This window comes from Amycolatopsis sp. NPDC049688, assembly GCF_040674975.1.
Classification (GTDB): domain Bacteria; phylum Actinomycetota; class Actinomycetes; order Mycobacteriales; family Pseudonocardiaceae; genus Amycolatopsis.
In genome coordinates, this window is sequence record NZ_JBFANY010000019.1 from 46,878 (window position 1) to 73,118 (window position 26,241).

A 26,241-nucleotide genomic window follows, 5' to 3' on the forward strand; every position below is an offset into this window, starting at 1 on the left:
GGAAGCCGAGGGTGGCGGCCGCCGAGGGTTGCGGCCACTCGCCGGCAAGCGGCGCCCCGCCACGACCCGGCGACCCCGCACCCCACGCAGCGAGCCCCAGCCCCAGCCCCAGCCCCAGCAGCGAGCGGAGCCCTACCCACCCAAAGCAGCTGGGTGGTCATCCCGTCGCCTGAGGCCGTCAAATCACTTTGAGCCGGGCCCGCAACCCCCAGCGCAACGCGAGAGAACAGCCCAACCTTGCGGGCCCGGCTCAAAGTGATAGGCCTCAATCAGGCGACGGGATGACCACCCAGCGACCCACAGCACAAGCCGAGGGACCAAGCAAAACCAGAGGCCATCCCAGAGCCTGCCCGTCCGGCGAGGACAATCTCTTCACCAAACCACCTCGAACCAGGACAAGAGTCCGCAAAACCAGGACAGCTGTCCCAAAGTTTGACCGCCGAACCGAACGGGAATCACCCCCCGCGGAAAGGCGGTGAGGGCGATCGCCGAGATCCGGATCGGCACCTCCGGGTGGCGCTACACACCCTGGCGAGGGGTCTTCTACCCACCCAAGCTCGCCCAGCGCCGGGAGCTCGAATACCTCTCCCGGCGCATGAACGCCGTGGAGATCAACGGCTCCTTCTACTCCCTCCAGCGCCCCGAGCGCTACCGAGCCTGGTCCGACGAAACCCCCGCCGACTTCGTCTTCGCCGTCAAAGGCGGCCGCTTCATCACGCACATGAAGCAGCTCCGAGACGTCGAGACCGCGCTCGCCAACTTCTACGCCTCCGGCGTCCTCGCGCTCGGAGCGAAACTCGGTCCCTTCCTCTGGCAACTCCCACCCCGCCTGGCGTTCGACCCCGACCGCCTCGTCAACTTCTTCGCCCTCCTGCCCCGAACCACCACCGACGCCGCCCAGCTCGCCACGAAACACGACGACAAGCTGAAAGCCCCGCCGTACCTCGAAGCCGGCCCGGAACGACCCCTGCGGCACGCCCTCGAAGTCCGGCACCCCAGCTTCGACCAGCCCGCCGCGAAGAAGCTCCTCGAGGAACACAACATCGCCCTCGTCGTCGCCGACACCGCCGGGAAGTGGCCGTTCCTCGAAGACCAGACCGCCGACTTCACCTACATCCGGCTGCACGGCGACGAAGAACTCTACGTCAGCGGCTACTCCGACCGGGCCCTGCGGACCTGGGCCGACAAGATCCGGACCTGGCACGACGGCGGCCGCCGGGACGTGCACGTCTACTTCGACAACGACGTCAAAGTCGAGGCGCCCCGGAACGCCGAATGCCTCGCCGATCTGCTCGGGGTGGCTCCGCCCACCAGGCAGTGAGCGCCGCCGGCCAAGCCGGGGCGGTGGCATGATCGGTGCCGATGAAGGTCTACGCGATCCCCCTGCGCACCCGGTTCCGCGGCATCACCGTCCGTGAAGGGGTCCTGCTGCGCGGCCCGGCGGGCTGGGGCGAGTTCTGCCCGTTCGCCGACTACTCCGACGCCGAGAGCGTGCCGTGGCTGCGGGCGGCGCTGGAGGCGGCCGAAGCCGGCTGGCCCGCGCCGGTCCGTGACCGGGTCGAGGTCAACACGACGGTGCCGGTGGTCGGGCCGGAGCAGGCGTACGAGCTGGTCCGCGGCTCCGGCTGCCGGACGGCCAAGGTGAAGGTGGCCGACCCGCGCGTCTCGCTGACCGACGACTGCGCGCGGGTGGAGGCGGTCCGCGCGGCGCTCGGCCCGGACGGCGCCATCCGCGTCGACGCCAACATGGCCTGGGACGTCGACACGGCGGTGCGGGCGATCACCGACCTCGACAAGGCGGCCGACGGCCTGGAGTACGCGGAACAGCCGTGCCCGTCGATCGAGGAGCTGGCCGCGGTGCGGCGCCGGGTGGGCGTCCGGATCGCCGCCGACGAGTCGATCCGCCGGGCGGAGGACCCGCTGAAGGTGGCGGTCGCCGGCGCGGCGGACATCGCGGTCCTGAAGGTCTCCCCGCTCGGCGGCGTGCGGCGCGCGCTGGAGGTGGCCGAGGCGTGCGGGCTGCCGTGCGTGGTGTCGTCGGCGGTGGAGACGAGCGTGGGCCTGGCGGCCGGACTGGCGTTGGCGGGCGCGCTGCCGTCGCTGGAATTCGCTTGTGGACTCGGCACGATTTCGTTGCTGGAAGGCGACATCACCACCGACCCGCTGTCCCCTGTAGACGGATACCTGCCGGTTCCGCGGACGGCACCGGACCCCACGGACGCGTACCCGGCCACGCCCGAAGTAGCGGCGGCGTGGGACAACCGCCTCGCCCGGGTGCGCGCGCTCGCCTGACCCCGATGGCGAAGTTCAGGGTCGGGGTCGGGGCCGTTCCGGATGTGGTCAGGGTGCCCCCGGCGCCAGTATTGAGCCATGACGAACAGCGTGTACACCCCGGAAACCACCAAGAAGCTCCGCCGCAGCCGGACCGACAAGATGCTCACCGGCGTCTGCGGCGGCTGGGCCACCTACCTCGGCATCGACGCCAACGTCCTGCGCATCGGCCTGGTCGCCGCCGTGTTCCTCTCGGTCGGCATCGCCATCCCGGTCTACGTCGCCGCCGCCATCCTGACGCCGGAAGAGGACTCCTGAACCGGGGCGGGCCCCGGTTCACAGGGGGAACCGGAGCCCGCCCGCTGACGGGGGTGCACGAAAGGAACGGCCCGGGCGCCAGGGGACGCCCGGGCCGTTCGGCCGAAGCGGCTGAGCCGAGCGGCCCAAATGCGCGGCGCGGATCCCGTTCGAGGGGTTAGGGTTCGCGCTCGTGGATCAAGGGAGCAGAACGGCCGCGAAGGTCGTCGTCGGCGTCCTCGGCGGGCTGTACCTGATCGCCGGGCTCGGCCTGACCGCCTACGCCGCGTTCCTCACGCTCGACGAACCCGGCAGCCGGTCCGCCACCAAGGTCGTGCTCTACGCCGCCGCCGCGTTCGCGATCTGGGTGCTGCTGACCGGCATCGGCGCGGTCGTCCTCGCGATGGAAGCGGAAGAAGCGAGCACGGCCTGGCTCGGGGGCCTCTTCGTGCTCGCGCTCGGCGTCGTCACCGTCGGCGCCTTCGCCGTCTGGTTCTTCACCAAGCCATAGCCAGCGCCCATAAAGAAAGCCCGGCCCGCCGAAGCGGACCGGGCTTTCCGGTGAAGCGGCAGAACTCAGAAGTCCATGCCACCCATGCCACCGGACGGGTCGGCGGGAGCGGCCGAAGCCTTCTCCGGCTTGTCCGCCACGACGGCCTCGGTGGTCAGGAACAGCGCCGCGATGGACGCGGCGTTCTGCAGCGCGGAGCGGGTGACCTTCGTCGGGTCCGGCACGCCGGCGGCGAGCAGGTCCTCGTAGACACCCGTGGCGGCGTTGAGGCCGTGACCCTGCGGCAGGCCCTTGACCTTCTCCACCACGACGCCGCCCTCGAGGCCGGCGTTGATCGCGATCTGCTTGAGCGGGGCCTCGACGGCCACCTTGACGATGTTGGCGCCAGTGGCCTCGTCGCCCTCGAGCTTCAGGCCCGCGAACGCGGCCTCGGCGGCCTGGATCAGGGCCACGCCACCACCGGCGACGATGCCCTCTTCCACGGCGGCCTTCGCGTTGCGCACCGCGTCCTCGATGCGGTGCTTGCGCTCCTTGAGCTCGACCTCGGTCGCGGCGCCGGCCTTGATGACGGCCACGCCGCCGGCCAGCTTCGCGAGCCGCTCCTGCAGCTTCTCGCGGTCGTAGTCCGAGTCCGAGTTCTCGATCTCGGCGCGGATCTGGTTGACGCGACCCTGGATCTGGTCGGCGTCGCCCGCACCCTCGACGATGGTCGTCTCGTCCTTGGTGATGACGGCCTTGCGGGCCTTGCCCAGCAGGGACAGGTCCGCGTTCTCCAGCTTGAGGCCGACGTCCTCGGAGATGACCTGGCCACCGGTCAGGATCGCGATGTCCTGCAGGATCGCCTTGCGGCGGTCACCGAAGCCCGGGGCCTTGACGGCGACGGACTTGAAGGTGCCGCGCATCTTGTTGACGATGAGGGTGGCCAGGGCCTCGCCCTCGACGTCCTCGGCGATGATCAGCAGCGGCTTGCCGGACTGGATGACCTTCTCCAGCAGCGGCAGCACGTCCTTGACGGTGGAGATCTTGGAGCCGAAGAGGAGGATGTACGGGTCCTCGAGCTCGGCTTCCTGACGCTCCGGGTCGGTCACGAAGTAACCGGAGATGTAGCCCTTGTCGAAGCGCATGCCCTCGGTGAGCTCGAGCTCGAGGCCGAAGGTGTTGCTCTCCTCGACAGTGACGACGCCTTCCTTGCCGACCTTGTCCAGCGCCTCGGCGATGAGCTCGCCGATGGTGCGGTCCGCGGCCGAGATCGAGGCGGTAGCAGCGATCTGCTCCTTGGTCTCGATCTGCACGGCGGCCTTGTGCAGCTGCTCGGTGACGGCCTCGACGGCCGCCTCGATGCCACGCTTCAGGCTGATCGGGTCGGCGCCGGCGGCGACGTTGCGCAGGCCCTCGCGCACGAGCGCCTGGGCGAGCACGGTGGCGGTGGTGGTGCCGTCACCCGCGACGTCGTCGGTCTTCTTGGCAACTTCCTTGACGAGCTCGGCCCCGATCTTCTCCCACGGGTCCTCGAGCTCGATCTCCTTGGCGATGGAGACACCGTCGTTGGTGATGGTCGGCGCGCCCCACTTCTTTTCGAGCACGACGTTCCGGCCCCGCGGGCCGAGGGTCACCTTGACGGCTTCGGCGAGGGTGTTCAAGCCGCGCTCGAGACCGCGGCGGGCGTCCTCGTCGAACGCGATCAGTTTGGCCATTGCGGTGTGGTCCTCCGGTATTGGGCGCAGCCGCCGCGCTGTCTGTCTGCAGCGGCGGCAGCAGGACTCTTCCTCGGCCAGGCTCGGTGCCCGCGACGGACGACTGGACCCGGGTGGGGGTTCAGCCTCACCGTCCCGACCTTTGGCACTCGACGGCGTCGAGTGCCAAGTTCGTGTTTAGCACTCTCGGGGGGAGAGTGCAAGAAGCCCAGCTCAAGGTGGCCCGGATTCAGTTACCCGGCTTGATGCTGATCGACGTCGGCGGGGCGTTGAGCGACGACGCCGGGTTGGTCTGCGAGCTGCTGCCCGGCCCGACCGGGATCTCCGGGGCCGTCGTCTGGGTGCCGCCCCCGCCGCTGCCGCCGTCGCCGAACAGGAAGATCGCGCCCACGACCAGGCCGGCCACGACCACCAGGCCGAGGACGACGAAGATCCACTTCTTGCCGCCGCTGCTCTTCGGCTGGTGGAACGCGCCCGCGCCGCCCGCGGGCATCGGGGGGCGCAGCCGCATCGGGTCCTGGCCGTAGCCCGGCGGCGGCATGCCCGGCATGCCCTGCTGCTGCGGGTAGCCGTACCCCGGCGGCGGGCCCTGCGGCGGCATCCCGGGCGGCGGCCCCTGCGGCGCGCCCTGCTGGGGGTAGCCGTAACTCTGAGGTGGCAGGCCCGGCGGCGGGCCTTGCGGGCCCTGCGGTCCGGGGCCCGGGCCGTAGCCGGGCTGCTGCTGTCCTCCGTACGGGTGCACGGGGGCCCCCTCTCCCTGCGGTGCGCTGTTCTGGTGCGGCCCCTGTTGTACCTGACCAGGACGCTGCGGCGCGGGGATTCCGCCCGAATGGGACCCGGGCGGGCCGGGCGGGGTGTCGGACGTCGCCAGCGGGCCGAGCGCGCGGCGGGCGGCCGCGATCATCTCGACGCAGCTGGGGTAGCGGTCGGCCGGGTTCTTGGCCATGCCGCGGCGGATCACCTCGTCGATCGACGGCGGCAGGGCGACGGCGCGCGAGATCGCGGGTGGCTCGCCGTTGAGGTGTCCCTTGATCACTGTCGGGACGTCGCCCTTGAACGGCGGGCTGCCGGTGAGGCAGGCGTAGAGGACGCACGTCAGCGCGTACTGGTCGGTCCGCCCGTCCAGCGGCTCTCCGCGCAGGTGCTCCGGCGCCGCGTACGTGGGCGAGCCGAGGAAGTCGCCGCCGCGCGTCCGGTGCCCGGTCGCGCCGCGGCGCGTCAGCCCGAAGTCGGCGACGTACACGTGCTCGCGCGACGTCTCCTTCTTCGTCACGAGCACGTTCGCCGGCTTGACGTCGAGGTGGACCAGACCACGGTTGTGCAGCGTGTCGAGGGCGTCCGCGACCTGGTCGAGCATCGTCAGGGCGCGCGCGGGCGCGATCGGTCCCCCCGAGATCAACGCGGCGAGATCGCCGCCGTCGACCATCCGCATGGCGATGTAGAGCATGCCGTCGAGCTCGCCGAAGTCGTACAGCGGCACGACGTTGGCGTGGTCGATCGCGGAGGTGTTGCGTGCCTCGTCGACGAACCGTTCGCGGAACTCGGCGTCGGCTCCGAGGTGGTCACCGATGACCTTCAGGGCCACCTTGCGGCCGAGCCGCACGTCGGTGGCCTTGTAGGTCACGCTCATGCCGCCCTTGCCGAGCACCCCGTCGATGCGGTAGTTGCCCAGCCGGCGACCGGTGAGGTCCCCCGACACGTCGCCTGTCACGCCCGCAGCCTAACGCCCCTGGTTCGGCGCCTGCCGGGGGTTCACCGATCAGCGGCGGGGTGTGTTACGAAACCTTCCGTACATCGGCTGCCTGGCTACGACCATCGCGGCCGGACTGCACTTCGAACTCGACCCGGTCGCCCTCGTCCAGGGTGCGGAATCCTTCGGACTGGATGGCCGAATAGTGGACGAACACGTCCGGCCCCTCCGTGGATTCGATGAACCCGTAGCCCTTTTCCGAGTTGAACCATTTGACGGTGCCGACAGCCACGGCGCCCTCCCTCAGCACAAAGGATCCGCTGGCCCGAGCGGATGCCAGCGGCGGAGTGCCAATCACGCTACCGTAATTATTTCCCTCGGCAATGGGCAATTCGTCCGAAGATCACGAACCCGAAAGGCGTCGGTTCCGCGCGTGCACGAGCACCGTCCCGGGACCCGCGAAGTCGACCGCGAGCCCTTCGCCGGTGCGCAGTGACTGCGGCCCGCCCGGATCGAGGGCCCGCAGCCGGCACTGCACGGTGTCCGGGTAGGCCAGCAGGTAGTCCGGCCGGACGGTGACCAGCTCGCCCTTGCCGAGCTCGAACGCGTCCACCGGGCCGGGCGCGGCCAGCACGAGCGGGCCGGTTCCGCTGTAGTGCTCCAGGAACCCCGAATCGGCGCCGAAGAGCTGCTGCAGCGGCACCCACCCGGTGTCGTGCCGGACCGACGAAGGTCGCACCAGCACGGCGTCGCGGTGCACCGACCAGCCCGTGCCGCCGCCGAGTTCGAGCGGGTAGACGTCGCCGGGGCGCAGCGGCGCGAAGTCGATCCAGCCGCCGTCGGAGGGCGCGGTGTAGACGGCCGTCGTGCTCTTGCCCGCCCGGACACCGCCGCGGCCGGCCGGGGTCTCGGTGACGCCGAACCGGCTGGCGAGCAGGGTTTCCGGCGCGGCCCGCACGGCCTCGCCCGGGTCCAGCAGGACGCGGGCGACGCCGAAGACCGGCGTGTGCCGGGTCTGGACACGCATCAGCGCGACGGAACGTGGGAGACGATCCAGTTCACCAGCGCGGACGGGTTGCGCGTCTGCGTCATGATCTGGCCGGGGCCGACGAAGTCGAACACGAGCCCTTCGCCGCTCTTCATCGACTGGATGATGCCCTGCGCGACCTTCCGGATCTGGTACTGCACAGTGTCGGCGTACGCGACGACGTGCCCGGTGTCGATGGTCACCATCTCGCCCTGCTGCAGCGTGATGGTCTCGACCGCGCCGTAGCAGGAGACGAGCAGCTGGCCCTGGCCGGTGGCGTGGGTCAGGAAGCCGCCCTCGCCGCCCATCAGGTTCTTCATCCCGCCCCACTTGGTCTCCGTCTGCACGCCGTGCGACGACGCGAGCCAGCAGCCGCGGGTGACGGCCCAGCCGGTCCGGCCGTCGAGGGTGATCACCTGGATGTCGCCGGGCAGGTTGGCGGCGACGTCGACCCAGCCGCCGTTCTGCGGCGCGGTGAAGGTGGAGATGAAGAAGGACTCGCCGGAGAGGAACGCGCGGCCGAGGCCCTTCATGATCCCGCCCTGCGCCTGCGACTGCACCTGCACGCCGTAACTGGTGGCCATCATCGCGCCGGACTCGACCTGGCACGGCTCGCCGGGCGCCAGCATCAGCCGGGCGACGGCGAACGAGGGCTGTTGACGGATTCCGACCTGCATGCTTTCTCCCCTGTGGCGTGCGCTTGTCGGGGCAGAGTCTTGCATGCGCCCGAAACCCGGGGAGGATGGTCCGGTGATCTCCGTCGACGACTACCGCGACCGGGTTGCCGCGCTCCTCGGCACCGCTCCCGCGACCGCCCTGCCCCTCGCCGCCGCGGCCGGTCTCGTCCTGGCCGAGGACGTGACGGCGACCGTGTCCCTGCCGCCCTTCGACAACTCCGCGATGGACGGCTACGCGGTCCGCGCGGCGGACGTCACAGCACCCGTGACGCTCCCGGTCGCCGACGACATCCCGGCCGGCCGGGTCGACGTGCAGCCGCTGGAGCCGGGCACCGCGCACCGGATCATGACCGGCGCGCCGCTGCCGCCGGGCGCGGACGCCGTCGTGATGGTCGAAGACACCGACGGCGGCACGGAAACGGTGACCATTTCGGCGCCCGCCCGCGAAGGCGCGCACATCCGCCGGACCGGCGAGGACGTCGTCGAAGGCAGCGTCGCCCTGCACGCGGGCACCGTGCTGGGCCACGCCCAGCTGGGCCTGGCGGCCGCGGTCGGGCTCGCCGAGGTGCGGGTGCACCGGCCGCTGCGGGTGCTGGTGGCCTCGACCGGCACCGAGCTGATCGACGCCCCGGCCCCGCTGCGCCACGGCCAGATCTACGAGTCCAACAGCGTGATGCTCGCGGCGGCGATCCGCGGTCTCGGCTGCGAGGTCGACGTGGTCCGCAGCGTCGTCGACGACGTCGAGGAGTTCCGCAAGGTCATCGAGCCGAAGCTGGCCGGTGCCGACCTGCTGGTGACGTCCGGTGGCGTCAGCGCAGGCGCGTACGAAGTGGTGAAGGACGCGCTGACCGGCCAGGGCGTCGAGTTCGCGAAGGTCGCGATGCAGCCGGGCGGGCCCCAGGGCTGCGGGCGCTGGCAGGGCGTGCCCGTGGTGACGCTGCCCGGCAACCCGGTCAGCGTGCTCGTGTCGTTCGAGGCGTTCCTGCGCCCGGCGATCCTGACCGCGCTGGGCCACACCGACGTCTCCCGGCGCCGGGTGCGGGCCCGGCTGACCGAGGAGATGCCCTCGCCCGCCGGGCGCCGCCAGTACCGCCGGGGCGTGTTCACCCCGTCCGACCGGGAGGTCACCGGGATCGTCGGGCCGCGCGGCGGGCCCGGCTCGCACCTGCTCGGCGCGTTCACCCAGGCGAACTGCCTGATCGTGCTGCCGGAGGACGTCACGACGGCAGCGGTTGGGGAAGAGGTGGACGTCCTGCTGCTCTGACCGGGAAGTCCCGCAGCTTCCGGTACGGCGCCAGCAGCGGCAGCGCGATGATGAGCACTCCCGAGGCCACCCACAACGTCTCCCGGACGCCGATCGCTTCGCCCAGCGTGCCCCCTAGTACCCCGGCCAGCGGGATCGTGCCGTACGCGACGAGCGAGGCGCTCGAGGTGATCCGGCCGAACAGCTCGGGCGGGCAGTACTGCTGCCGGAACGTCGTGGTCAGCACGTTCGAGGCGACGACGCCGGCGCAGACGCCGAAGACCGCGAGCACGAACAGCGCCAGTCCCCACCCGGGACCGCTCAGCGGGCCGAGCAGCATCATCGGGGCCGCGAAGATCTCGCAGAGCAGGAACGCCCTCGCGGCGCCGAAATGCGCGCCGAGCCGCCGGGCCAGCGCCGCGCCGAGCACCCCGCCGGCCGCGGCCAGCGCCAGGACCAGGCCCACCAGCCCGGGGCCGGCGCCGAGCGTGCGGGACAGGAAGACGATCTGGATGGAGCTGTACCCGCTGAGCGCGAGGTTCGAGACGGCGGCGAAGGTCATCATCGACCGCAGGTAGCGGTCCCCGGCGACGAACCGCAGGCCCTCGGCGATCTGGGTGCGCAGCGGCGTGCGCTCGGCCACGGCCGGGGTCTCCCGCGCCCGGATCGCGCGCACGCAGAGCACCGAAACCCCGAAGCTGATCGCGTCCGCGAGGATGCCGCTGACCGGGCCGAACAGCTGGGCCAGCAGCCCGGCCAGCCCCGGCCCGGCGACCTGCGTCGCGGATTCGCTGCCGTGCAGCTTCGCGTTCCCTTCGAGGAGTTCGCCGTCCTCGACGAGCGCCGGGAGGTACGCGCGGTAGGCGAGGGTGAAGAACACCTTCGCGAAGCCGCCGAGCAGGGCCGCGGCCAGCAGGTACGGCATGGTCAGCAGCCTGGAGACGGCGGCGAGCGGGACGCTGCCGAACACCGCCATCGAGACGGTGTTGCAGACCAGCATGACCGGCCGCTTCGGCAGCCGGTCCACCCAGGCGCCGGCGGGCAGGCCCACGATCAGCCACGGCAGCCAGGCCGCCGCCGTCAGCAGCGCGACTTCGAAGGTGCTCGCCTGCAGCGTGACCACCGCGACCAGCGGCAACGCCGTGCTCGCGACCATGCTGCCGAGCATGCTGGTGGTCTCGCCGGTCCAGAGCAGCCGGAAGTCCCTGTTCCCCCAGAGCCCCTTCACGGCCGGCCCAGCGACGCTCGCGCGGCGAAGAAGACCGGGCGGCGCTCGACGCCGTCGCCGGGCGGGGTCCGGTCGCGGTACTCGGCGAGCATGGCGACGATCCGGTCGTTCAGCTCGTCCAGTTCGGCGATCGACAGCCGCGCCCAGCCGTCGACGCTGAACAGCGCGCCACGCCACTGCGGGGGGTAGGTGTCCCGGGTGGCGAGCCATTCGCGGGCCATCGTGTGCTGGTAGTCGAGGGTCAGCGCCTCGGCGGTTTCGGCGACCGGGTCGCCGGGGAAGTCCTGCGCGCCCCACTTGATCGCGCTCGAAGTACGCCGCCACCAGCGTTCCCGCCGGTCACGGGCCAGCTCCGGCGCCTCCTCGACGAGTTCGCTGGCCGCCAGCACCTTGAGGTGGTGGCTGATGTTCCCGACCGCCTGATCGGTTCGCGCCGCCAGCGCCGACGCCGTCGCGGGGCCGTCGAGGTGCAGCAGGTCCAGCAGCCGCCGCCGCAGGGGGTGCGCGATGGCCGCGAGCGCTTTCGAGTCGCGGATCTCCCGGACGTTCTTCTCTTCCATGATGCACAAGAGTAGTTGTACAAGAGTTCTTGTGCAATGTCTCTTGTGCATCTGCTCGCGTAAGCTTCCGCCATGGGTTTCGTCGCATGGGTGATCTTCGGCGCGATCGTCGGCTGGGCCGCGAACCTGGTCGTCGGCGGGCGGTCGCGGCAGCGGCAGGGCTGCCTGATCAGCGTGCTCGTCGGGATCGTCGGCGCGGCTCTGGGCGGCCTGATCTACCGGCTCGCGACCGGCCAGGCGAAGACGTTCGACTTCGACTTCCCCAGCTTCGGCGTGGCCATCCTCGGCGCCGTCGTGCTGCTGGCGATCCTCCGGCTGATCAGCGGGCGCACCCGGCGTCCGAGTGACCGTTGGTAACTTTTACGTCGGCGAACAGTGATCAAGGGGCCGCCGGCCGCTAGACTCTTCCCTCACGCGCATCTCCCGGTGGCCGGGTGCGTGCGCCGTCGGGGGGCGGATGCACCCGGCCCCGTTTCCCCGCCTCGATGACGACGTCGACCGCGCGCACGGGGTCGACGAGCGGCGGCACGGGGACCTCGTCGATCTCCTGACGCCACGCGCCCAGGAGCTCGCGAAGCCGGGCTTCGGCAAGATCGCGGCGGTCGGTCATCGATCCTCACAGGTCTCGCGGGCCAGCGCCCCGAACGGCGGCAACTACTCAGTGTCGTCGCCGAAATCGACTTTGCGTTACGAGCGGTCGATCATTCCCACCCGCCGCGGTGACCCCCTCCCGGAGGAGCCGGGGTGGGGCGCACGGACACCCTCACCTGGGGCAGCGGTAGCGTGGTGGCGCCCGCCGGACCTCCGGCACCCACCATTCTTCCGACACGAAACCAGGGGACCCGACCATGAGCGGCACCCGGCCGGAGCCCGCCGGCAACCCAGTCGCGCACGCCCTCCAGCTCGCCCGCGAGACGCTGCCGCCGATGCACCCCGCGGGTCGCCCGTTCGTGGCGGGCGGCGTCGCCGCGACGCTGCTGGCCCGCCGGTTCTCCAAGCGCCTCGGCCTCGTCGGGGCACTGGCGACGGTGGCGACGGCCGCGTTCTTCCGCGAGCCGAAGCGTGTCCCGCCGCCGCGTGACGGTGTCGCGCTGGCCTCGGCCGACGGTCTCGTGTCGCTGATCGAGGAAGCCGTGCCGCCCGCCGAGCTGGGCCTGCCCGCCGAGCCGCGGATGCGGGTTTCGGTGTTCCTCTCGGTGTTCGACGTGCACGTCCAGCGCGTGCCGGCGAACGGCGTGATCGAGCGCGTGGCCTACCGGCCCGGCAAGTTCCTCTCCGCCGACCTGGACAAGGCCAGCGACGACAACGAGCGCAACTCCGTGCTGATGCGCACCGAAGACGGCCACGAGCTCGTCGTCGTGCAGATCGCCGGGCTGGTCGCGCGCCGCATCCTGTGCGAGATCCGCGAGGGTGACAAGGTCGGGGCCGCATCGACGTACGGCATCATCCGGTTCGGCTCCCGGGTCGACCTCTACCTCCCGCCGGGCTCGACGGTGCTGGTCAGCAAGGGCCAGCGCACGGTCGGCGGCGAGACCGTGATCGCCGAACTCCCCGCCACGCCTTCGGAAGGCTGATCGATGGTCCGCGTGACCACGCCGGGCGTCCGGCTGCTCCCGAACGCCATCACCGTGCTGGCGCTGTGCGCGGGCCTGTCGGCCGTGCAGTTCGCGCTGACCAGGAACTACGGGATGGCGATCGCCTCGATCGGCATCGCGGCAGTGCTCGACAGCCTGGACGGCCGGATCGCGCGTCTCCTGGACGCGACGTCGAAGATGGGCGCCGAGCTGGACTCGCTGTCCGACGGCATCTCGTTCGGCGTCGCGCCGGCGCTGGTGATCTACGTGTGGCAGACCGGCGCGGACCGGATCGGCTGGGTGGCGTCGCTGATCTTCGCCGTCTGCATGATCCTGCGGCTGGCCCGGTTCAACACGCTGCTCGACGACACCGAACAGCCGCCGTACGCGAGCGAGTTCTTCGTCGGCGTCCCGGCGCCGGCGGGCGGCCTGCTGGCGATGCTGCCGCTGGTGGCGTACCTGCAGTGGGGTTCGGGGTGGTGGTCGTCGCAGTACGTCGTGTGGGCGTGGACGATCGCGATCGCGGCGCTGCTGATCAGCCGCATCCCGACGCTGTCGCTGAAGACGGTCAAGGCGCCGGCCAAGGCGATCGCGCCGCTGCTGATCGGCGTCGCCCTGCTGGCCGCGGCGATCATCCAGTTCCCGCTGGTCGCGCTGGTCGCGGCGATGATCCTGTACCTGGCGCACATCCCGTACTCGATCCACCGGCACCGCTGGCTGGCCGCGCACCCGGAGGCCTGGACGGTCCCGCCGAGCGAGCGCCGCGCGATCCGCCGGGCCCGCTCCCCCCGCCGCCTCGGCCTGCGCCGACCGCTGCGCCGCCGGGTGGCGGGCGCGGCGATGCGCGCGGTCCGCCTCCCCCGCGAGACGGCCCGCACCCCCCGCGTCACCTCGGAAAACGGCCAGCGCCGCCGCACCTGGCGCCAGATCGGCCTCCGCCGCAAGTAAGCCGTGTCGACCCCCCAATCACGCGTGTCGACCTCCCAATCACGCGTGTCGGTTCCCCGATCACGCGAGTCACGCCTCCGATCACGCCGACCCCGTGATCGACGGGTCGACACGCGTGATTGAAGGGTCAACTCGCGTGATTGCCGGGGCGACACGGGGGCGGGGCTCGCTAGGGTGAACGGCGTGAGCCACCCGCAGATCACGCTGACCGTCCGGCACACGCCGTCCGCGCTGGACACGCGCCGGGGCGTCGTCCGGCTGCATCCCGAAGTCCTCGATGCGCTCGGCCTGCGGGCCTGGGACGCCGTGCACCTCACCGGGGCGCGGGTCAGCGCCGCACTCGCCGCGCCCGCCGACGACACCGGCGTGCCCGGCATCTTGCTCACCGACGACGTCACCATGTCGAACCTGGGCGTCACCGAGGGCTCGGAGGTCGTGGTCGCGCCGGCCGAGGTCGCGGCCGCGAAGACGGTGACCGTGGCCGGGTCGCGGCTGGCCAGCGTCTCGGTCAGCCCGCACATGCTGCGGCTCGCGCTGATCGGCAAGGTCCTCACCGTCGGCGACGCCGTTTCGCTGCTGCCGCAGGACCTCGCGCCGTCGCCGGGGTCGGACCCGGCCGGCCTGCGCGGCCAGCTGTCCCGCGCGATCGGCGCCACCTGGACGAACGAGCTGCTGACCGTCACCGCCACCGAGCCCGCCGGCACCGTCGCGGTTGGACCGTCCACAGTGGTCACCTGGCGGGACGGCGCGCGGCCGGCACCCGCCGGCTCCGCCGCGCCCCGGACGGCGACCGCGCTGGTGCGCACCTCCGCCGTCACCGCGGCCGAGGAGTGGATCGACGCGGAGATCGTCGAGGACGAGGTCACCGCCGAAGAGGAGCCGGCCCTGCCGCTGGCCGACCTGATCGGCGCCGAAGCCGCCGCGCGCAAGCTCGGCGAGTGGTTCGACCTCGCCTTCCACCGGCCCGAGCTGCTGGCCCGGCTCGGCGCGCCCGCCCACCTCGGCGTCCTGCTGTCCGGCCCCGAGGGTGTCGGCAAGTCGACACTCGTGCGGTCGGTGGCCCACGACGCCGACATCAAGATTATCCCGCTGGCCGCGCCGAACCTCGCGGTGCTGGACCCGAACGTCGCCGTCGCGCGCCTGCGCGAGGCCATCCACGCCGCCGAAGGCCCGTCGGTCCTCCTGCTCACCGACGTCGACGCCCTGCTGCCCGCGGCCACGCCGCCGCCGGTCGCCACCGTCGTGCTGGAGGAACTGAGGTCAGCCCTCAAACGCGAGCGCTTCGCCGTCGTCGCGACGACAGCCCGCGCGGAGTCCGCCGACCCGCGGCTGCGCTCGGCGGACCTGCTGGACCGCGAGCTCGGCTTGGCCCTCCCGGACGCGAAAACCCGCCGTGAGCTGCTGAACGTCCTGCTCCGCGACGTCCCGCTCGACCAGGGCATCGACTGCGGTGTCCTCGCCGAGCGGACGCCGGGCTTCGTCGCGGCGGACCTGATCGCGCTGCGCCGGGACGCCGCGCTGCGAGCCGCGCTGCGCCAGCGCGACACCGACGAGCCGCGCATCTCGCAGCAGGACCTGCTGGACGCGCTGGCCACCGTCCGCCCGGTCTCGATGTCCACTTCGGACAACCTGGCCACCGGCGGGCTGACCCTGGACGACGTCGGGAACATGGTCGACGTCAAGCAGTCCCTCACCGAAGCCGTGCTGTGGCCGCTGCGGTACCCGGACTCGTTCGCCCGGCTCGGCGTCGAGCCGCCGCGCGGGGTGCTGCTGTACGGGCCGCCCGGCGGCGGCAAGACGTTCCTCGTGCGGGCGCTGGCCGGCACCGGCGCGCTGAACGTCTTCGCGGTCAAGGGCGCCGAGCTGATGGACAAGTGGGTCGGCGAGTCCGAACGCGCGGTGCGCGAACTGTTCCGCCGGGCCGCGGAGGCCGCGCCCGCGCTGATCTTCCTGGACGAGATCGACGCGCTGGCCCCGCGCCGCGGCCAGTCGTCCGACTCGGGCGTCGCCGACCGGGTGGTCGCCGCGCTGCTCACCGAACTCGACGGCGTCGAGCCGATGCGCGAAGTCGTCGTCCTGGGCGCGACGAACCGGCCGGAGCTGGTCGACCCGGCGCTGCTGCGGCCGGGACGGCTCGAGCGCCGCGTCTACGTGCCGCCGCCGGACGCCGAGGCCCGCGCGGCGATCCTCGCGGCCAGCTCGAAGAACACCCCGCTGGCCGGGGACGTCGACCTCGCCGCGGTGGCGTCCACTCTGGACGGTTACTCGGCCGCCGACTGCGCGGCGCTGATCCGCGAAGCGGCGTTGACGGCGATGCGCGAGTCGCTGGAGGCCCACGAAGTCACGGCGGCGCACCTGGAGACGGCGAGGAAGACGGTCCGGCCGAGCCTCGACCCGGCCCAGCTGGCGGCCCTCGAGGCTTACGCGAAGGCCCAGACCGGCGAATGAAAAAAGGCGGCCGTCACCTCGACGGCCGCCTTTTTCCGGAAGTTCAGCTGCCCTTGTGGCCGCTCTGGTATTCCTTCGTCACGATGACGATCACCCCGGGGCTCGCGCTCTGGATGCCTTCGAAGCGGGGCTCGGCCTTGATGCCGAACTCCTGCGCGAGCTGCTTGGCCGCGGCTTCCTCGTCGGTGCCCGGGCGGTAGTACGCCGTCGTCGTCGGGATGATGCCCTGGGAGTAGTTGCTGACCTCGTTGACGTTCCAGCCCGCGCCGCGGAAGTCCTCCGCCGCCCGGTCCGCCAAGCCCTTGATCGTCGAGTTGTTGAACACCCGGACGGTCACCCACTTGTTGGACGCCTGCTGGTCACCACCCGGCTGACCGGGCTGCCCCGGCTGCCCCGGGGCGGTCGAGCCCGGCCCGCCGGGGGCCGGCGAGGTCGGCGACGGCGTGGGCGACGAAGAGCCGGCCGTGGTCGAGGTCGACGGCGGTGTCGCGGAAGAAGACGTCGAAGGCGGCACCGAGGACGAGCCCGGCTGCGTCGGCGTCCCGCTCGGCCCGGCCTCGTTCGATCCGTCGCCACCGCCCAGCGCGGTGATCCCGCCGATGACTGCGGCGATGATCGCCACCCCGACCAACGCGACGCCCGCGGCCTTCATCGGCCGGGACATGCCCGAAAAAACGCTCATTTCAGTTCGATCCCCAGTCGCCGGGCACCTCGCTTGCGCTGGCGGGCGGCACGCGTCTTGCGCAACCGCTTCACCAGCATCGGGTCGGCTTCGATCGCCTCCGGCTTCTCCAGCAGCTTGTTGAGCAGCTGGTAGTAGCGCGTGGCAGACAGGTCGAAGCGTTCGCGGATGGCGTTCTCCTTCGCCCCGGCGTGCCGCCACCACTGACGCTCGAAAGCGAGGATCTCGACCTCGCGTTCGGTCAGGCCGGGCACGGGCTTCGGCGGCGACGGCTGCGGCTCAGCCATCGACTCCGCGGCGTCCATCCGAGTCCCTCTCAATCGGGCGTCCTGGCGATTCAGACCTAGCTCTTCCGCGGGCGCCATTCAACCACGGAAGCACGCACCGACGTGGGCATCGACGTCGGCGCGTCACGGTCTGATGCAGGTCTACCAGAGGGGTCCGACTAAACTGGCTCGCCGTGACCATCCACCCCATCGTGATCGCCGGCGAACCCGTGCTGCACCAGCCGACTCGGGAGATCACCGAGTTCGACGAGAAGCTGCGCACGCTCGTGGACGACATGTTCGAGACGATGTACGCCGCCGAGGGCGTCGGCCTCGCGGCCAACCAGATCGGCCTCGACCTGCGGGTGTTCGTCTACGACTGCCCGGACGACGAGGGCGTGCGCCACAAGGGCGTCGTCGTCAACCCGAAGCTGGAGACGTCGGAGATCCCGGAGACCATGCCGGACCCGGACGACGACTGGGAGGGCTGCCTCTCGGCGCCCGGCGAGTCGTACCCGACGGGCCGCGCGAAGTGGGCGAAGGTGACCGGCGCCGACCTCGACGGCAACCCGATCGAGGTCGAGGGCACCGGCTACTTCGCGCGCTGCCTGCAGCACGAAACCGATCACCTGGACGGGTACATCTACCTGGACCGCCTGGTCGGCCGGCACGCCCGCGCGGCGAAGAAGATGCTGAAGCACAACAAATGGGGTGTCCCGGGCAACAAGTGGCTGCCCCCGCGCACCCCCGAGGACGACGGCGCCGTCATTTGAACCCGCGAAGGGCCCCTCGCGCACGAGGGGCCCTTCGTCGTTTCAAGAGTGGTCAGCAGCCGAGGAAGTGGCAGCGGACGACGCGAGGCGTCTCCAGCACCGAGCCCGCCTTGACGTCCCAGGCGAGCCGGACGTACTGGGCGTGCGTCCAGGCCAGCGGGGTCGCCGACGTGTTCGGCGTGCCGGCCGGGAAGCCGGTCTGCCCGGACGGCGGGTTCTCGTCCCACACCTGCTCCGGCATGGTCTCCGCCGAGCTGCTCACCCGGCCGAGGTCACGCAGCCGCCGCGCGGCCGACGCCGGATCGCCGAGCGTCAGCTCGTACTCGCCGCGCTCGCCGGCGAGCAGCGGCCACAGCCGCCCGAACGTCGTACGGCTCTCGGCCGGGAACGTGTAGTCCCACGGCGAACCGTCGGCCTGCTCGCCGTAGCCGTCCTTCGTGTAGCGGTGCCAGAACTGGCCGGTCGGCGTGGTGAAGGCGATGTCCTTGTCGGTCACGCGCACGCTGTTGCGGATCACCGGGTCGTCGGCGCGGTAGATGCCGAGCCGGACCAGGTCGAGGAAGCCCGCGTCGGTGACTGCGCGCTGGTCCATCGTCACGCTCGAGTTGCCGAGGTTGTACGTCGTCCCGTTGTTCGCGTTGGCGTCCTTGGTGAGCCGGACGAAGTACGGGTCCTTCGACAGCGGCCCGTTCGTGGTGATCGTCTGCTTCGGCAGGTCGGCCTTCATCTTGTCGGCCGCGGCGAGGTACCGCGCCGCGTCGGCCGCGGCACCGTTGTGCGAAGCGAGGTCGGCGGCGCAGACGAGCCCGGCGATCACCGAGGCGATGGTCGACGGGGACCAGCCGTCCTGCTCCTCCCAGCGTTCCTGCTGGGTGTACGGCGACGCCTGCCCGTTCGGCCCGCGATAACCCAGAATGAAGTCGGCGGCCTTGCGGACGCCGGGCCACAGGTCGGTCCGGCCGAGCTGCTGGGCCAGCACGATCGGGAACGCGGTCTCGTCGAGCTGGATCGACGTCCAGTACGGGACGCCGTCGACGCGGCTGTTCTGCGGCATGTGCCCGTCGGCCTGCTGCTGCGTGCCGAACATGTAGGACACCGCGCGGTTCGCCGCCGCCGTGTCGCCGCCGGCGGCGAGGCCGGTCGCGATCTGGTAGAGGTCACGCGGCCAGACGAGGTGGTAGGTCCCGGACGGCGACCATTCGGGGTCGTTGTTCCCGAACCGCCACGGCATGCTCGGCGACGCGATGAAGGCACCCGGGTGGTGCTTGTCCTCGCTGGCGGCGAGCGTCAGCATCGACGCCCGGTAGAGGTCGCGCTCGGCGTCGGTCTTCAGCGACGACGGCGGCTTGCTGATCCCCCGCAGGTACTGCTGCCAGCCGCGGTCGTACGCGCGCGTGATTTCGCGGACGCCGCGTCGCTGCGACGCCTGCGCGCTGGCGAGCGCGTCGGCGGCCTTCGCACCCATGCCGAGGGCGAGGGTGACGTGCCGGTGGCGGAGACCGTCGGCGTCCGTCTGCCCGGTCAGCACGACGTTGCCCTTCCCCGCGGTGTCGTACTGCGCCAGCTTGAAGGTCTTCGCGAGCTGCGTGTTCCCGTCGGACGCGCCCGCGTAGCCGACGCTGGTCTTCGTGAACGCGGGTTTCGCGGTGAGCGCGGCCGCGTTCGTGGCGTCCTGCGCGGTGACGGCGTCACCGCGGCGGGCGGCCGAGTCGTCGGAGCCGTCGTTGGTCAGGTCCGGGTCGGCGACCGCGTAGAGCTGGTAGGGCCGCCCGGTCAGCGACTGGAAGTCGACGTCCACCAGCACCGTCGTGGCGGCCGGGTCGGTGACGTAGGTCTTGCGCAGCCGCCAGCGGTGCTGGTCGTCGGTGATGGTCTGCTCGTAGGTCAGGCTGTCGTCGTCGGTGCGCCGCACCTGCTGGGACTTCGCCGAGTAGTCGGTGACGGCGAAGCTGCGGCCGTCCGTGACGACGAAGTTCAGCGAGCGGACACTGGGCGTCGACAGGTCCGGGTAGTAGACCTCGGACATCTGGCCGCCCTGGAGGGTGAACCAGACGTTGCTCGACCGGTCGCGGGCCGTGCCGAACCCGGTCTTGTTCGCGGGCAGCCAGCTGGGATGGGCCCCGGGCGCGCCGGGAGCCTCGCCCTGAGCCGCCGCGGTCGCCGGGACCAGGCCGGTGACCAGCACCCCGGCGAGGGCGCCGAAGATGAGTTTTCGCATATCAACCCCACAGAAGATCGCTTCTGCACCGTTACAGAAGCGACTTGGGAGTCTGCCGCCGATCCTTCACCGGCGCATGGTCCGATCCGGTGAACCACTGACCGTCACTGGTCCGGTGAACCGGTTCACGGACAGCGAACGTCCCGGGCCGATTTCCGGGCGCAGAATTGTAGTACCTGCAACGCTGTAATCGAGGTACGCATGGACGAGGCCATGGACGCCTACTCGCGCGCGGTCAGCACCGTCGCCGCGACCGTCACCCCGCACGTCGCCGGGGTGCAGCTCGCGCGCGGGAGCGGTTCCGCCGTCGTCTTCGCCGAGGACGGGCACCTGCTCACCAACGCCCACGTCGTCAGCGACCACCGGCGCGGCGTCGCCACCTTCGCCGACGGGAGCGAAGTGCCGTTCGACGTCGTCGGCGCCGATCCGCTGTCCGACCTCGCCGTGCTGCGGGCGCGCGGCGAGACGCCGTCGGCCGCCGTGCTCGGGGACGCCGACGGGCTCGTCGTCGGGCAGCTCGTCGTGGCCATCGGGAGCCCGCTCGGCTTCTCCGGCACCGTCACCGCGGGCGTGGTCAGCGCGCTCGGCCGGGCGCTGCCGGTGCGGCAGGGGCGCACGACCCGCGTGATCGAGGACGTCATCCAGACCGACGCCGCGCTCAACCCGGGCAACTCCGGCGGCGCGCTCGCCGACTCCACCGGGCGGGTCGTCGGCGTCAACACCGCCGTCGCCGGGATCGGGCTCGGGCTCGCCGTGCCGATCAACGCGACCACGCGGCGGATCATCGACACGCTCGTCGTCGAAGGCCGGGTGCGGCGGGCGTACCTCGGCGTGGTCGGCGTGCCCGCGCCACTGCCGGACGACGTCGCCGAGCGCACCGGGCAGCGCGCCGGGCTGCGGGTGCACGAAGTCGTGTCCGGCGGCCCGGCCGACCGGGCGGGCCTGCGCGCCGGCGACCTCGTGCTGACGGTCGGGCGCACCCACGTCTCGGACGCCCAGGGCATCCAGCGGCAGCTGTTCGCGGAAGTGATCGGCACCCCGCTGCCGATCACCGTGCTGCGCAACGGGGCCATGGTCGACGTCTACGCCACTCCGGCGGAGTTGGTCGGGTGACTTGAGTATCGCGCTCCGGCGTGGCATGGTCGGTGGCACAACACCAACGCGGGAGCTCGCGCCATGGCGGGCTGAGAGGGTGACTGGGGTTCTCCCGGTGTCACCGACCGCATGAACCTGACCGGGTAATGCCGGCGTAGGGAGTGAAAGTCGTTGACGGCTTTGGAAGAGAATGCTGCCCTGAACGTCACGACCGGGCCGATCACCGGCTCGCGCAAGGTGTACCACCAGACCGAATCCGGGCTGCGGGTCCCCGCGCGCCGGATCGATCTGTCCAACGGAGAACACTTCGACGTCTACGACACTTCGGGCCCGTACACGGATCCCGAAGTCACCATCGACGTCCACAGTGGACTGCACCGGCTGCGCGCCGGCTGGGCCGACGGGCGCGAGCACAACACCCAGCTCGGCTGGGCCAAACAGGGCGTCATCACCCGCGAAATGGAGTACATCGCAGCGCGCGAACGGGTTTCACCCGAATTCGTGCGCGACGAGGTGGCCCGCGGGCGGGCGGTGATCCCGGTCAACCGCAAGCACCCCGAGTCCGAGCCGATGATCATCGGCAAGAACTTCCTGGTGAAGATCAACGCCAACATGGGCAACTCGGCCGTCTGGTCGTCGGTCGAGGAAGAGGTCGACAAGATGGTGTGGGCGACCCGCTGGGGCGCCGACACGATCATGGACCTGTCCACCGGCAAGCGGATCCACGAGACGCGGGAGTGGATCATCCGCAACTCGCCGGTCCCGGTCGGCACCGTGCCGATCTACCAGGCGCTCGAAAAGGTCAACGGGGAACCGGAAAAGCTGTCGTGGGAGGTGTACCGCGACACCATCGTCGAACAGTGCGAACAGGGTGTCGACTACGTCACCGTGCACGCCGGCGTGCTGCTGCGCTACATCCCGCTGACCGCGCGGCGCGTCACCGGGATCGTCAGCCGGGGCGGGTCGATCATGGCCGCGTGGTGCCTGGCGCACCACCAGGAGTCCTTTCTGTACACGCACTTCGAGGAGCTCTGCGAGATCCTCCGGCAGTACGACGTCACGTTCTCCCTCGGCGACGGCCTGCGTCCGGGGTCCATTGCGGACGCCAACGACCGCGCCCAGTTCGCCGAGCTCGAAACCCTCGGCGAGCTGACGCACATCGCGCGTTCGCACGACGTCCAGGTGATGATCGAGGGTCCCGGTCACGTGCCGATGCACAAGATCAAGGAGAACGTGGAGCTCGAGGAAAAGCTCTGCGGCGAAGCGCCGTTCTACACCCTCGGTCCACTCGCGACGGACATCGCCCCGGCGTACGACCACATCACGTCGGCCATCGGCGCGGCCCAGATCGGCTGGTACGGCACGGCGATGCTGTGTTACGTGACGCCGAAGGAGCACCTTGGCCTGCCCAACCGCGACGACGTCAAGACCGGCGTGATCACGTACAAGATCGCCGCCCACGCCGCGGACCTGGCCAAGGGGCACAAGTACGCGCAGGAGTGGGACGACGAGCTGTCCAAGGCGCGCTTCGAGTTCCGCTGGAACGACCAGTTCAACCTGTCACTGGACCCGGACACCGCCCGCTCGTTCCACGACGAGACGCTGCCGGCCGAGCCGGCCAAGACCGCGCACTTCTGCTCGATGTGCGGCCCGAAGTTCTGCTCGATGCGGATCACCCAGGACGTCCGCAAGTACGCGGAGGAACACGGTCTGTCCACTGTGGAGGCGATCGAGGCCGGCATGGCTTCGAAGTCGGCCGAGTTCACCGAGTCCGGTGGCCAGGTCTACCTGCCGGTGGTCCAGCCGTGACACCGAGGACCGCCCTCACCATCGCCGGATCGGACTCCGGCGGTGGTGCGGGCATCCAGGCCGACCTGCGGACGTTCTTCGCGAACGGGGTCCACGGTCTGGTCGCGCTGACGGCGGTCACCGTGCAGAACTCCCTGGGCGTGCAGGGCTTCACGGAGATCCCGGCCGACGTCGTCACCGCGCAGATCAAGGCGGTGGCGTCGGACATGGGCGTCAACGCGGCGAAGACCGGGATGCTGGCGACGGCGGAGATCATCCGGGCGGTGGCGAAGACCCTGGACGAAGTCGGGCCGTTCCCGTTCGTGGTCGACCCGGTGGCGGCTTCGATGACGGGACACTCGCTCCTGCGTGAGGACGCCCTGGAGGCGATCCGCACGGAGCTGTTCCCGCGCGCGACGCTGATCACCCCGAACCTGGACGAGGTCCGGCTGCTGACCGGGGTGAATGTCGTGGACCCGGCTTCCCAGCGCGAGGCGGCGGAGGCGTTGCTGGCCTTCGGCTCGCAGTGGGTCCTGGTGAAGGGCGGCCACATGCAGGGCACGGAAGACTGCGTGGACCTGCTGTCGGACGGCCGCGAGTACATCTCCCTCAGCGGACCGCGCTACGTCACCGAGAACACCCACGGCGGCGGCGACACCCTGGCGTCGGCGATCACGGCATCGCTCGCGAAGGGCGCCTCGGTGCCGGACGCGGTGGCGGCGGGCAAGAGGTTCATCGAGCGGTGCGTCGCGGAGTCCTACCCGCTGGGCGCGGGCGTGGGCCCGGTTTCGCCGTTCTGGGTGCTCGACAAGGACTAGCGGACCGGTTCCAGCTCCCGGCCGTCGTACTCCTCGCGGGCCGTGCGGATGCGGCCGAAGTTGGCCTGCGACCAGTTGCTCAGCGCGATCAGGTGCGCGCCCACCTCCGCGCCCATCTCCGTCAGCGCGTACTCCACCGTCGGTGGCGTGGTCGGGTAGACCGTGCGCGTCACGAAGCCGTCGCGCTCCAGCTGGCGGAGGTTCTGGGTCAGCATCTTCTGGCTGATCCCGTCGACCGCGCGGCGCAGCTCGCCGAAGCGGTGCGGGCCGCGGGCCAGTGCGCCCAGGACGAGGGCCGTCCACTTGTTGGCCAGCAGATCCAGCACGTCCCGGCACGGGCAGTTGCGGAGGTACACATCCCAGGGTCCGCCCTGGTCACAGGTGGTATCCATCAGGTACCTACTATACCGATAAGTGCCTTCTGGCGAAAAGTGACCGGCGATCCGAGGATGGAGGCGACCCCGAAGCAGAAGGAGTGAAGCAATGCGCATCGTGACCCAGCAGGCCCTCGGCGGACCGGAGGTGCTCCGCGTCACCGAGGCACCGCGCCCCGAACCCGGGCCGACGGAGGTCCTGGTGCGGGTGCGGGCCGCCGGGATCAACCCGGTCGACTGGAAGGTGCGGCGCGGTGGCGGGTTCCTTGGCGAGCCGCCGTTCACCGTCGGGTGGGACGTCGCCGGCGTCGTCGAACAGGCCGGCTTCGGCGCGACCGGCGTCCAGGAGGGCGACGAGGTCCTCGGCATGCCGTGGTTCCCGCGCCCGGCCAACGCCTACGCCGAATACGTCACCGCACCCTCGCGGCACTTCGTGCGCAAGCCCGCCGGGCTGTCGTTCGCCGAGGCCGCCGCGCTGCCCCTGGCCGGGCTGACCGCGTGGCAGGGACTCGTCGACGTCGCCGATGTCCACAAGGGACAACGCGCGTTCGTCGACGCCGCCGCGGGCGGGGTCGGGCACCTCGCCGTGCAGATCGCCAAGGCGCGCGGTGCGCACGTCATCGGCACGGCCAGCGCGAAGAAGCACGAATTCCTGCGCGAGCTCGGCGTCGACGAACCGATCGACTACCACGACGAAGGCGCGACCGCGTCCGATGTGGACGTCTACTTCGGACTCGTCGGCGAGGAGAGCGACCTGCGCTGGCTGCCCGCCATCAAGGAGGGCGGCCTCCTGATCGGCGTGCCCAGCGGGGTCGGCGACCGGGTCGAAAAGGCCGCCGAAGCCAGGAACGTGCGGACCAGGAGGATCCTCGTCGAACCCGACCGCGGCGGGCTGACCGGCCTCGTCGACCTGATCGAAGCCGGTCAGCTGAAGGTCCGCGTCGAGCGGACCTTCCCGCTGGAAGACGTCGCCAAGGCGCACGAGCTCGGCGAATCGGGCCGCGTCTCCGGCAAGCTCGTGCTGACCGTCTAACCCCGCGCGAGCACCTGGGGCAGCACCGTCGTGAGCCCGGTCCAGTCCGAGGTGACCACCGACGCGTGCTGCTTCGCCAGGTCGGCGACGCGCTGGTTGGCCTGGTCGACCGTGGGGTTGTGGGCGTCGATGGCCGGGGCGACGTTCTGCCCGTCGGTCATCACGACGTAGTAGTGGTTGGCGTCGTACCACCACGGACCGGTCTGGGTCACCCACGCGTTCGCGTCGCCGTCGAAGACGACGAACCACGGCTTGAGGTCGGCGGTGTACTTGTCCCGCGGGTCACCGCCGGCCGCGCCGTGCACGGTCGGGAAGATGTTCGCGTCACCGAGCTTGCCCGCGTTCTTGAGCCCCACCAGGTAGCGCGCGTACTCGACGTCGGTGTGCAGCGTGTCGGTCGGGTTCCCCTCCTCGACCGTGCCCGGGATGATCTCGGTGATCACCCGCCCCCGCAACGCGTCCACGGACGGCCAGTTGTCCGCCTTGGCCGCGTCGTCGAGCGTGGCGTAGCCGCCGAGGAGCTCGGCCGGGCGGAAGGCGACGCTGCCGAGGTGCGAACGGAACGTGGCGTCCAGCTCGTCCGGGCCCAGGCCGGTGTTGTCGGAGAAGCCGGTCTTCATCTCCAGTTTCAAAGTGATCGGCGTGTGCCCGGGGTGGGCGGCCAGCCAGATCCGGATGTCGTCGAGGCAGTACTCCAGGTTCTTGTTCGTGCCGCCGGAGTACAGCTGCGACGCCGAAGTCGCCGCGACGCAGTTGTTGTTGTTCCCCAACGGGTTCGAGTGGCTGACCTTCCACTCGTGGGTGAAGAAGTCCGGCCAGACGTCGAGCTCGATCAGCGACGACCCGGCGTCGAGCGCCTGGGCGAGGTAGCCGTACGCCGCCGGGTCGTAGGTGTTGTGCACGCCGACGGTCGTGACGTGGGAAAGCTTGGGACTGTCGGCGTTGGCGGCGGTCGCCCCGGAGAGCGTGAGCGCGGCCGTGAGGAGTGCCACCGAGAAGAGCTTCATCCAGGCTCCTTCGAACGTG

General features: G+C 71.0%; 27 protein-coding genes and 1 riboswitch. Of the genes, 14 read left to right on the forward strand and 13 right to left on the reverse strand.

Annotated elements, in window-relative coordinates; all coding sequences use genetic code 11:
• Positions 1-475 precede the first annotated feature (475 nt).
• The 4 genes from AB0J55_RS39085 (at position 476) to AB0J55_RS39100 (ending at position 3,079) form a co-directional block, all read left to right on the forward strand.
• On the forward strand, positions 476-1,321 hold the full coding sequence (locus tag AB0J55_RS39085; RefSeq protein ID WP_364260805.1) for a DUF72 domain-containing protein: 846 nt from the start codon (positions 476-478) through the stop codon (positions 1,319-1,321).
• Positions 1,322-1,362: 41 nt separating this feature from the next.
• The gene (locus tag AB0J55_RS39090; RefSeq protein WP_364260808.1) at positions 1,363-2,292 is read left to right on the forward strand and encodes an o-succinylbenzoate synthase; all 930 of its coding nucleotides are present in this window, start codon (positions 1,363-1,365) and stop codon (positions 2,290-2,292) included.
• 78 nt (positions 2,293-2,370) lie between these two features.
• Positions 2,371-2,589: a PspC domain-containing protein gene (locus tag AB0J55_RS39095; protein WP_364260810.1), complete on the forward strand. Its 219-nt coding sequence runs from the start codon at positions 2,371-2,373 to the stop codon at positions 2,587-2,589.
• Between the two features lie 172 nt (positions 2,590-2,761).
• A complete protein-coding gene (locus tag AB0J55_RS39100) occupies positions 2,762-3,079 on the forward strand; it encodes a hypothetical protein (RefSeq protein WP_364260813.1) in 318 nt (105 codons plus the stop codon).
• 65 nt (positions 3,080-3,144) lie between these two features.
• Here the strand turns inward: AB0J55_RS39100 and groL are convergent, their stop codons facing one another.
• The 5 genes from groL to AB0J55_RS39125 all read right to left on the reverse strand — a co-directional run bounded on the left by groL (position 3,145) and on the right by AB0J55_RS39125 (position 8,167).
• Positions 3,145-4,773 (reverse strand): chaperonin GroEL, encoded by a 1,629-nt coding sequence (groL, locus tag AB0J55_RS39105; protein WP_086857657.1) that lies wholly within the window; start codon positions 4,771-4,773, stop codon positions 3,145-3,147.
• Positions 4,774-5,002: 229 nt separating this feature from the next.
• Positions 5,003-6,484, reverse strand: coding sequence for a serine/threonine-protein kinase (locus AB0J55_RS39110; protein ID WP_364260816.1), 1,482 nt, complete (start codon positions 6,482-6,484; stop codon positions 5,003-5,005).
• Positions 6,485-6,548: 64 nt separating this feature from the next.
• Entirely contained in the window at positions 6,549-6,755 is a 207-nt protein-coding gene (locus AB0J55_RS39115) for a cold-shock protein (RefSeq protein ID WP_003085446.1), read from the reverse strand.
• 111 nt (positions 6,756-6,866) lie between these two features.
• Complete coding sequence (locus AB0J55_RS39120) at positions 6,867-7,490, reverse strand: AIM24 family protein (RefSeq protein WP_360276473.1); 624 nt, start codon at positions 7,488-7,490, stop codon at positions 6,867-6,869.
• Positions 7,490-8,167, reverse strand: a complete 678-nt coding sequence (locus AB0J55_RS39125; protein WP_003085451.1) for a TIGR00266 family protein — start codon at positions 8,165-8,167, stop codon at positions 7,490-7,492. The genes AB0J55_RS39120 and AB0J55_RS39125 overlap by 1 nt, the downstream gene beginning before the upstream one ends.
• A 73-nt stretch (positions 8,168-8,240) precedes the next feature.
• Here AB0J55_RS39125 and glp point away from each other — a divergent pair, with 73 nt between their 5' ends.
• Entirely contained in the window at positions 8,241-9,431 is a 1,191-nt protein-coding gene (glp, locus tag AB0J55_RS39130; protein WP_364260820.1) for a gephyrin-like molybdotransferase Glp, read from the forward strand.
• Here the strand turns inward: glp and AB0J55_RS39135 are convergent.
• Positions 9,385-10,638 carry an MFS transporter gene (locus tag AB0J55_RS39135; protein ID WP_364260823.1) on the reverse strand — a complete coding sequence of 418 codons (1,254 nt, stop codon included), beginning with the start codon at positions 10,636-10,638 and terminating at the stop codon, positions 9,385-9,387. The two genes, glp and AB0J55_RS39135, sit on opposite strands and share 47 nt — an antisense overlap.
• Positions 10,635-11,201 (reverse strand): helix-turn-helix domain-containing protein, encoded by a 567-nt coding sequence (locus AB0J55_RS39140; protein ID WP_364261178.1) that lies wholly within the window; start codon positions 11,199-11,201, stop codon positions 10,635-10,637. The genes AB0J55_RS39135 and AB0J55_RS39140 overlap by 4 nt, the downstream gene beginning before the upstream one ends.
• Positions 11,202-11,270: 69 nt before the next feature.
• Here AB0J55_RS39140 and AB0J55_RS39145 point away from each other — a divergent pair, with 69 nt between their 5' ends.
• On the forward strand, positions 11,271-11,555 hold the full coding sequence (locus AB0J55_RS39145) for a GlsB/YeaQ/YmgE family stress response membrane protein (RefSeq protein WP_364260826.1): 285 nt from the start codon (positions 11,271-11,273) through the stop codon (positions 11,553-11,555).
• Positions 11,556-11,595: 40 nt separating this feature from the next.
• On the opposite strand, the gene AB0J55_RS39150 is transcribed toward AB0J55_RS39145, so the two are convergent.
• Positions 11,596-11,808, reverse strand: coding sequence for a hypothetical protein (locus AB0J55_RS39150; protein ID WP_364260829.1), 213 nt, complete (start codon positions 11,806-11,808; stop codon positions 11,596-11,598).
• Positions 11,809-12,046: 238 nt separating this feature from the next.
• On the opposite strand from AB0J55_RS39150, the gene AB0J55_RS39155 reads away from it, so the two are divergent.
• The 3 genes from AB0J55_RS39155 (at position 12,047) to AB0J55_RS39165 (ending at position 16,168) form a co-directional block, all read left to right on the forward strand.
• Positions 12,047-12,772 (forward strand): phosphatidylserine decarboxylase, encoded by a 726-nt coding sequence (locus AB0J55_RS39155; protein WP_364260832.1) that lies wholly within the window; start codon positions 12,047-12,049, stop codon positions 12,770-12,772.
• 3 nt (positions 12,773-12,775) lie between these two features.
• Positions 12,776-13,720 carry a CDP-diacylglycerol--serine O-phosphatidyltransferase gene (gene pssA, locus AB0J55_RS39160; RefSeq protein ID WP_364260835.1) on the forward strand — a complete coding sequence of 315 codons (945 nt, stop codon included), beginning with the start codon at positions 12,776-12,778 and terminating at the stop codon, positions 13,718-13,720.
• 183 nt (positions 13,721-13,903) lie between these two features.
• Complete coding sequence (locus AB0J55_RS39165; RefSeq protein WP_364260838.1) at positions 13,904-16,168, forward strand: AAA family ATPase; 2,265 nt, start codon at positions 13,904-13,906, stop codon at positions 16,166-16,168.
• Between the two features lie 43 nt (positions 16,169-16,211).
• Here AB0J55_RS39165 and AB0J55_RS39170 read toward each other — a convergent pair whose 3' ends face one another.
• Positions 16,212-16,850, reverse strand: a complete 639-nt coding sequence (locus AB0J55_RS39170) for a LytR C-terminal domain-containing protein (RefSeq protein WP_364260841.1) — start codon at positions 16,848-16,850, stop codon at positions 16,212-16,214.
• Positions 16,847-17,155 carry a DUF3263 domain-containing protein gene (locus AB0J55_RS39175; protein WP_003101701.1) on the reverse strand — a complete coding sequence of 103 codons (309 nt, stop codon included), beginning with the start codon at positions 17,153-17,155 and terminating at the stop codon, positions 16,847-16,849. Before AB0J55_RS39175 ends, AB0J55_RS39170 begins: the two co-directional genes overlap by 4 nt.
• Before the next feature lie 155 nt (positions 17,156-17,310).
• Between AB0J55_RS39175 and AB0J55_RS39180 the strand changes: the two genes are divergently transcribed.
• Positions 17,311-17,889 (forward strand): peptide deformylase, encoded by a 579-nt coding sequence (locus AB0J55_RS39180; protein WP_364260844.1) that lies wholly within the window; start codon positions 17,311-17,313, stop codon positions 17,887-17,889.
• 52 nt (positions 17,890-17,941) lie between these two features.
• Here the strand turns inward: AB0J55_RS39180 and AB0J55_RS39185 are convergent, their stop codons facing one another.
• On the reverse strand, positions 17,942-20,107 hold the full coding sequence (locus tag AB0J55_RS39185; RefSeq protein ID WP_364260847.1) for a glycoside hydrolase family 15 protein: 2,166 nt from the start codon (positions 20,105-20,107) through the stop codon (positions 17,942-17,944).
• Positions 20,108-20,308: 201 nt separating this feature from the next.
• Between AB0J55_RS39185 and AB0J55_RS39190 the strand changes: the two genes are divergently transcribed.
• The 3 genes from AB0J55_RS39190 (at position 20,309) to thiD (ending at position 23,808) form a co-directional block, all read left to right on the forward strand.
• Positions 20,309-21,220 (forward strand): trypsin-like peptidase domain-containing protein, encoded by a 912-nt coding sequence (locus tag AB0J55_RS39190; protein ID WP_364260850.1) that lies wholly within the window; start codon positions 20,309-20,311, stop codon positions 21,218-21,220.
• Positions 21,221-21,258: 38 nt separating this feature from the next.
• Positions 21,259-21,380: riboswitch (TPP riboswitch) on the forward strand.
• Positions 21,374-23,011: a phosphomethylpyrimidine synthase ThiC gene (thiC, locus tag AB0J55_RS39195; protein WP_364260853.1), complete on the forward strand. Its 1,638-nt coding sequence runs from the start codon at positions 21,374-21,376 to the stop codon at positions 23,009-23,011. (Overlaps the previous riboswitch by 7 nt.)
• Positions 23,008-23,808 (forward strand): bifunctional hydroxymethylpyrimidine kinase/phosphomethylpyrimidine kinase, encoded by an 801-nt coding sequence (thiD, locus tag AB0J55_RS39200; RefSeq protein WP_364260856.1) that lies wholly within the window; start codon positions 23,008-23,010, stop codon positions 23,806-23,808. Before thiC ends, thiD begins: the two co-directional genes overlap by 4 nt.
• On the opposite strand, the gene AB0J55_RS39205 is transcribed toward thiD, so the two are convergent.
• Positions 23,805-24,200, reverse strand: a complete 396-nt coding sequence (locus tag AB0J55_RS39205) for a helix-turn-helix domain-containing protein (RefSeq protein ID WP_364260859.1) — start codon at positions 24,198-24,200, stop codon at positions 23,805-23,807. The two genes, thiD and AB0J55_RS39205, sit on opposite strands and share 4 nt — an antisense overlap.
• A gap of 91 nt (positions 24,201-24,291) precedes the next feature.
• Between AB0J55_RS39205 and AB0J55_RS39210 the strand changes: the two genes are divergently transcribed.
• A complete protein-coding gene (locus AB0J55_RS39210; RefSeq protein WP_364260862.1) occupies positions 24,292-25,215 on the forward strand; it encodes an NADP-dependent oxidoreductase in 924 nt (307 codons plus the stop codon).
• Here AB0J55_RS39210 and AB0J55_RS39215 read toward each other — a convergent pair.
• Complete coding sequence (locus tag AB0J55_RS39215; protein ID WP_364260866.1) at positions 25,212-26,222, reverse strand: phosphatidylinositol-specific phospholipase C domain-containing protein; 1,011 nt, start codon at positions 26,220-26,222, stop codon at positions 25,212-25,214. The two genes, AB0J55_RS39210 and AB0J55_RS39215, sit on opposite strands and share 4 nt — an antisense overlap.
• Positions 26,223-26,241: the final 19 nt, after the last annotated feature.

Excerpts from the sequence above, each read along its gene's own strand:
- AB0J55_RS39090 (WP_364260808.1), top strand. The coding sequence starts at position 1,363 with ATGAAGGTCTACGCGATCCCCCTGCGCACCCGGTTCCGCGGCATCACC.
- AB0J55_RS39095 (WP_364260810.1), top strand. The coding sequence starts at position 2,371 with ATGACGAACAGCGTGTACACCCCGGAAACCACCAAGAAGCTCCGCCGC.
- groL (WP_086857657.1), bottom strand. The coding sequence starts at position 4,773 with ATGGCCAAACTGATCGCGTTCGACGAGGACGCCCGCCGCGGTCTCGAG.
- AB0J55_RS39120 (WP_360276473.1), bottom strand. The coding sequence starts at position 7,490 with ATGCGTGTCCAGACCCGGCACACGCCGGTCTTCGGCGTCGCCCGCGTC.
- AB0J55_RS39125 (WP_003085451.1), bottom strand. The coding sequence starts at position 8,167 with ATGCAGGTCGGAATCCGTCAACAGCCCTCGTTCGCCGTCGCCCGGCTG.
- AB0J55_RS39145 (WP_364260826.1), top strand. The coding sequence starts at position 11,271 with ATGGGTTTCGTCGCATGGGTGATCTTCGGCGCGATCGTCGGCTGGGCC.
- AB0J55_RS39150 (WP_364260829.1), bottom strand. The coding sequence starts at position 11,808 with ATGACCGACCGCCGCGATCTTGCCGAAGCCCGGCTTCGCGAGCTCCTG.
- AB0J55_RS39155 (WP_364260832.1), top strand. The coding sequence starts at position 12,047 with ATGAGCGGCACCCGGCCGGAGCCCGCCGGCAACCCAGTCGCGCACGCC.
- pssA (WP_364260835.1), top strand. The coding sequence starts at position 12,776 with ATGGTCCGCGTGACCACGCCGGGCGTCCGGCTGCTCCCGAACGCCATC.
- AB0J55_RS39170 (WP_364260841.1), bottom strand. The coding sequence starts at position 16,850 with ATGAGCGTTTTTTCGGGCATGTCCCGGCCGATGAAGGCCGCGGGCGTC.
- AB0J55_RS39175 (WP_003101701.1), bottom strand. The coding sequence starts at position 17,155 with ATGGACGCCGCGGAGTCGATGGCTGAGCCGCAGCCGTCGCCGCCGAAG.
- AB0J55_RS39185 (WP_364260847.1), bottom strand. The coding sequence starts at position 20,107 with ATGCGAAAACTCATCTTCGGCGCCCTCGCCGGGGTGCTGGTCACCGGC.
- AB0J55_RS39190 (WP_364260850.1), top strand. The coding sequence starts at position 20,309 with ATGGACGAGGCCATGGACGCCTACTCGCGCGCGGTCAGCACCGTCGCC.
- AB0J55_RS39205 (WP_364260859.1), bottom strand. The coding sequence starts at position 24,200 with ATGGATACCACCTGTGACCAGGGCGGACCCTGGGATGTGTACCTCCGC.
- AB0J55_RS39210 (WP_364260862.1), top strand. The coding sequence starts at position 24,292 with ATGCGCATCGTGACCCAGCAGGCCCTCGGCGGACCGGAGGTGCTCCGC.
- AB0J55_RS39215 (WP_364260866.1), bottom strand. The coding sequence starts at position 26,222 with ATGAAGCTCTTCTCGGTGGCACTCCTCACGGCCGCGCTCACGCTCTCC.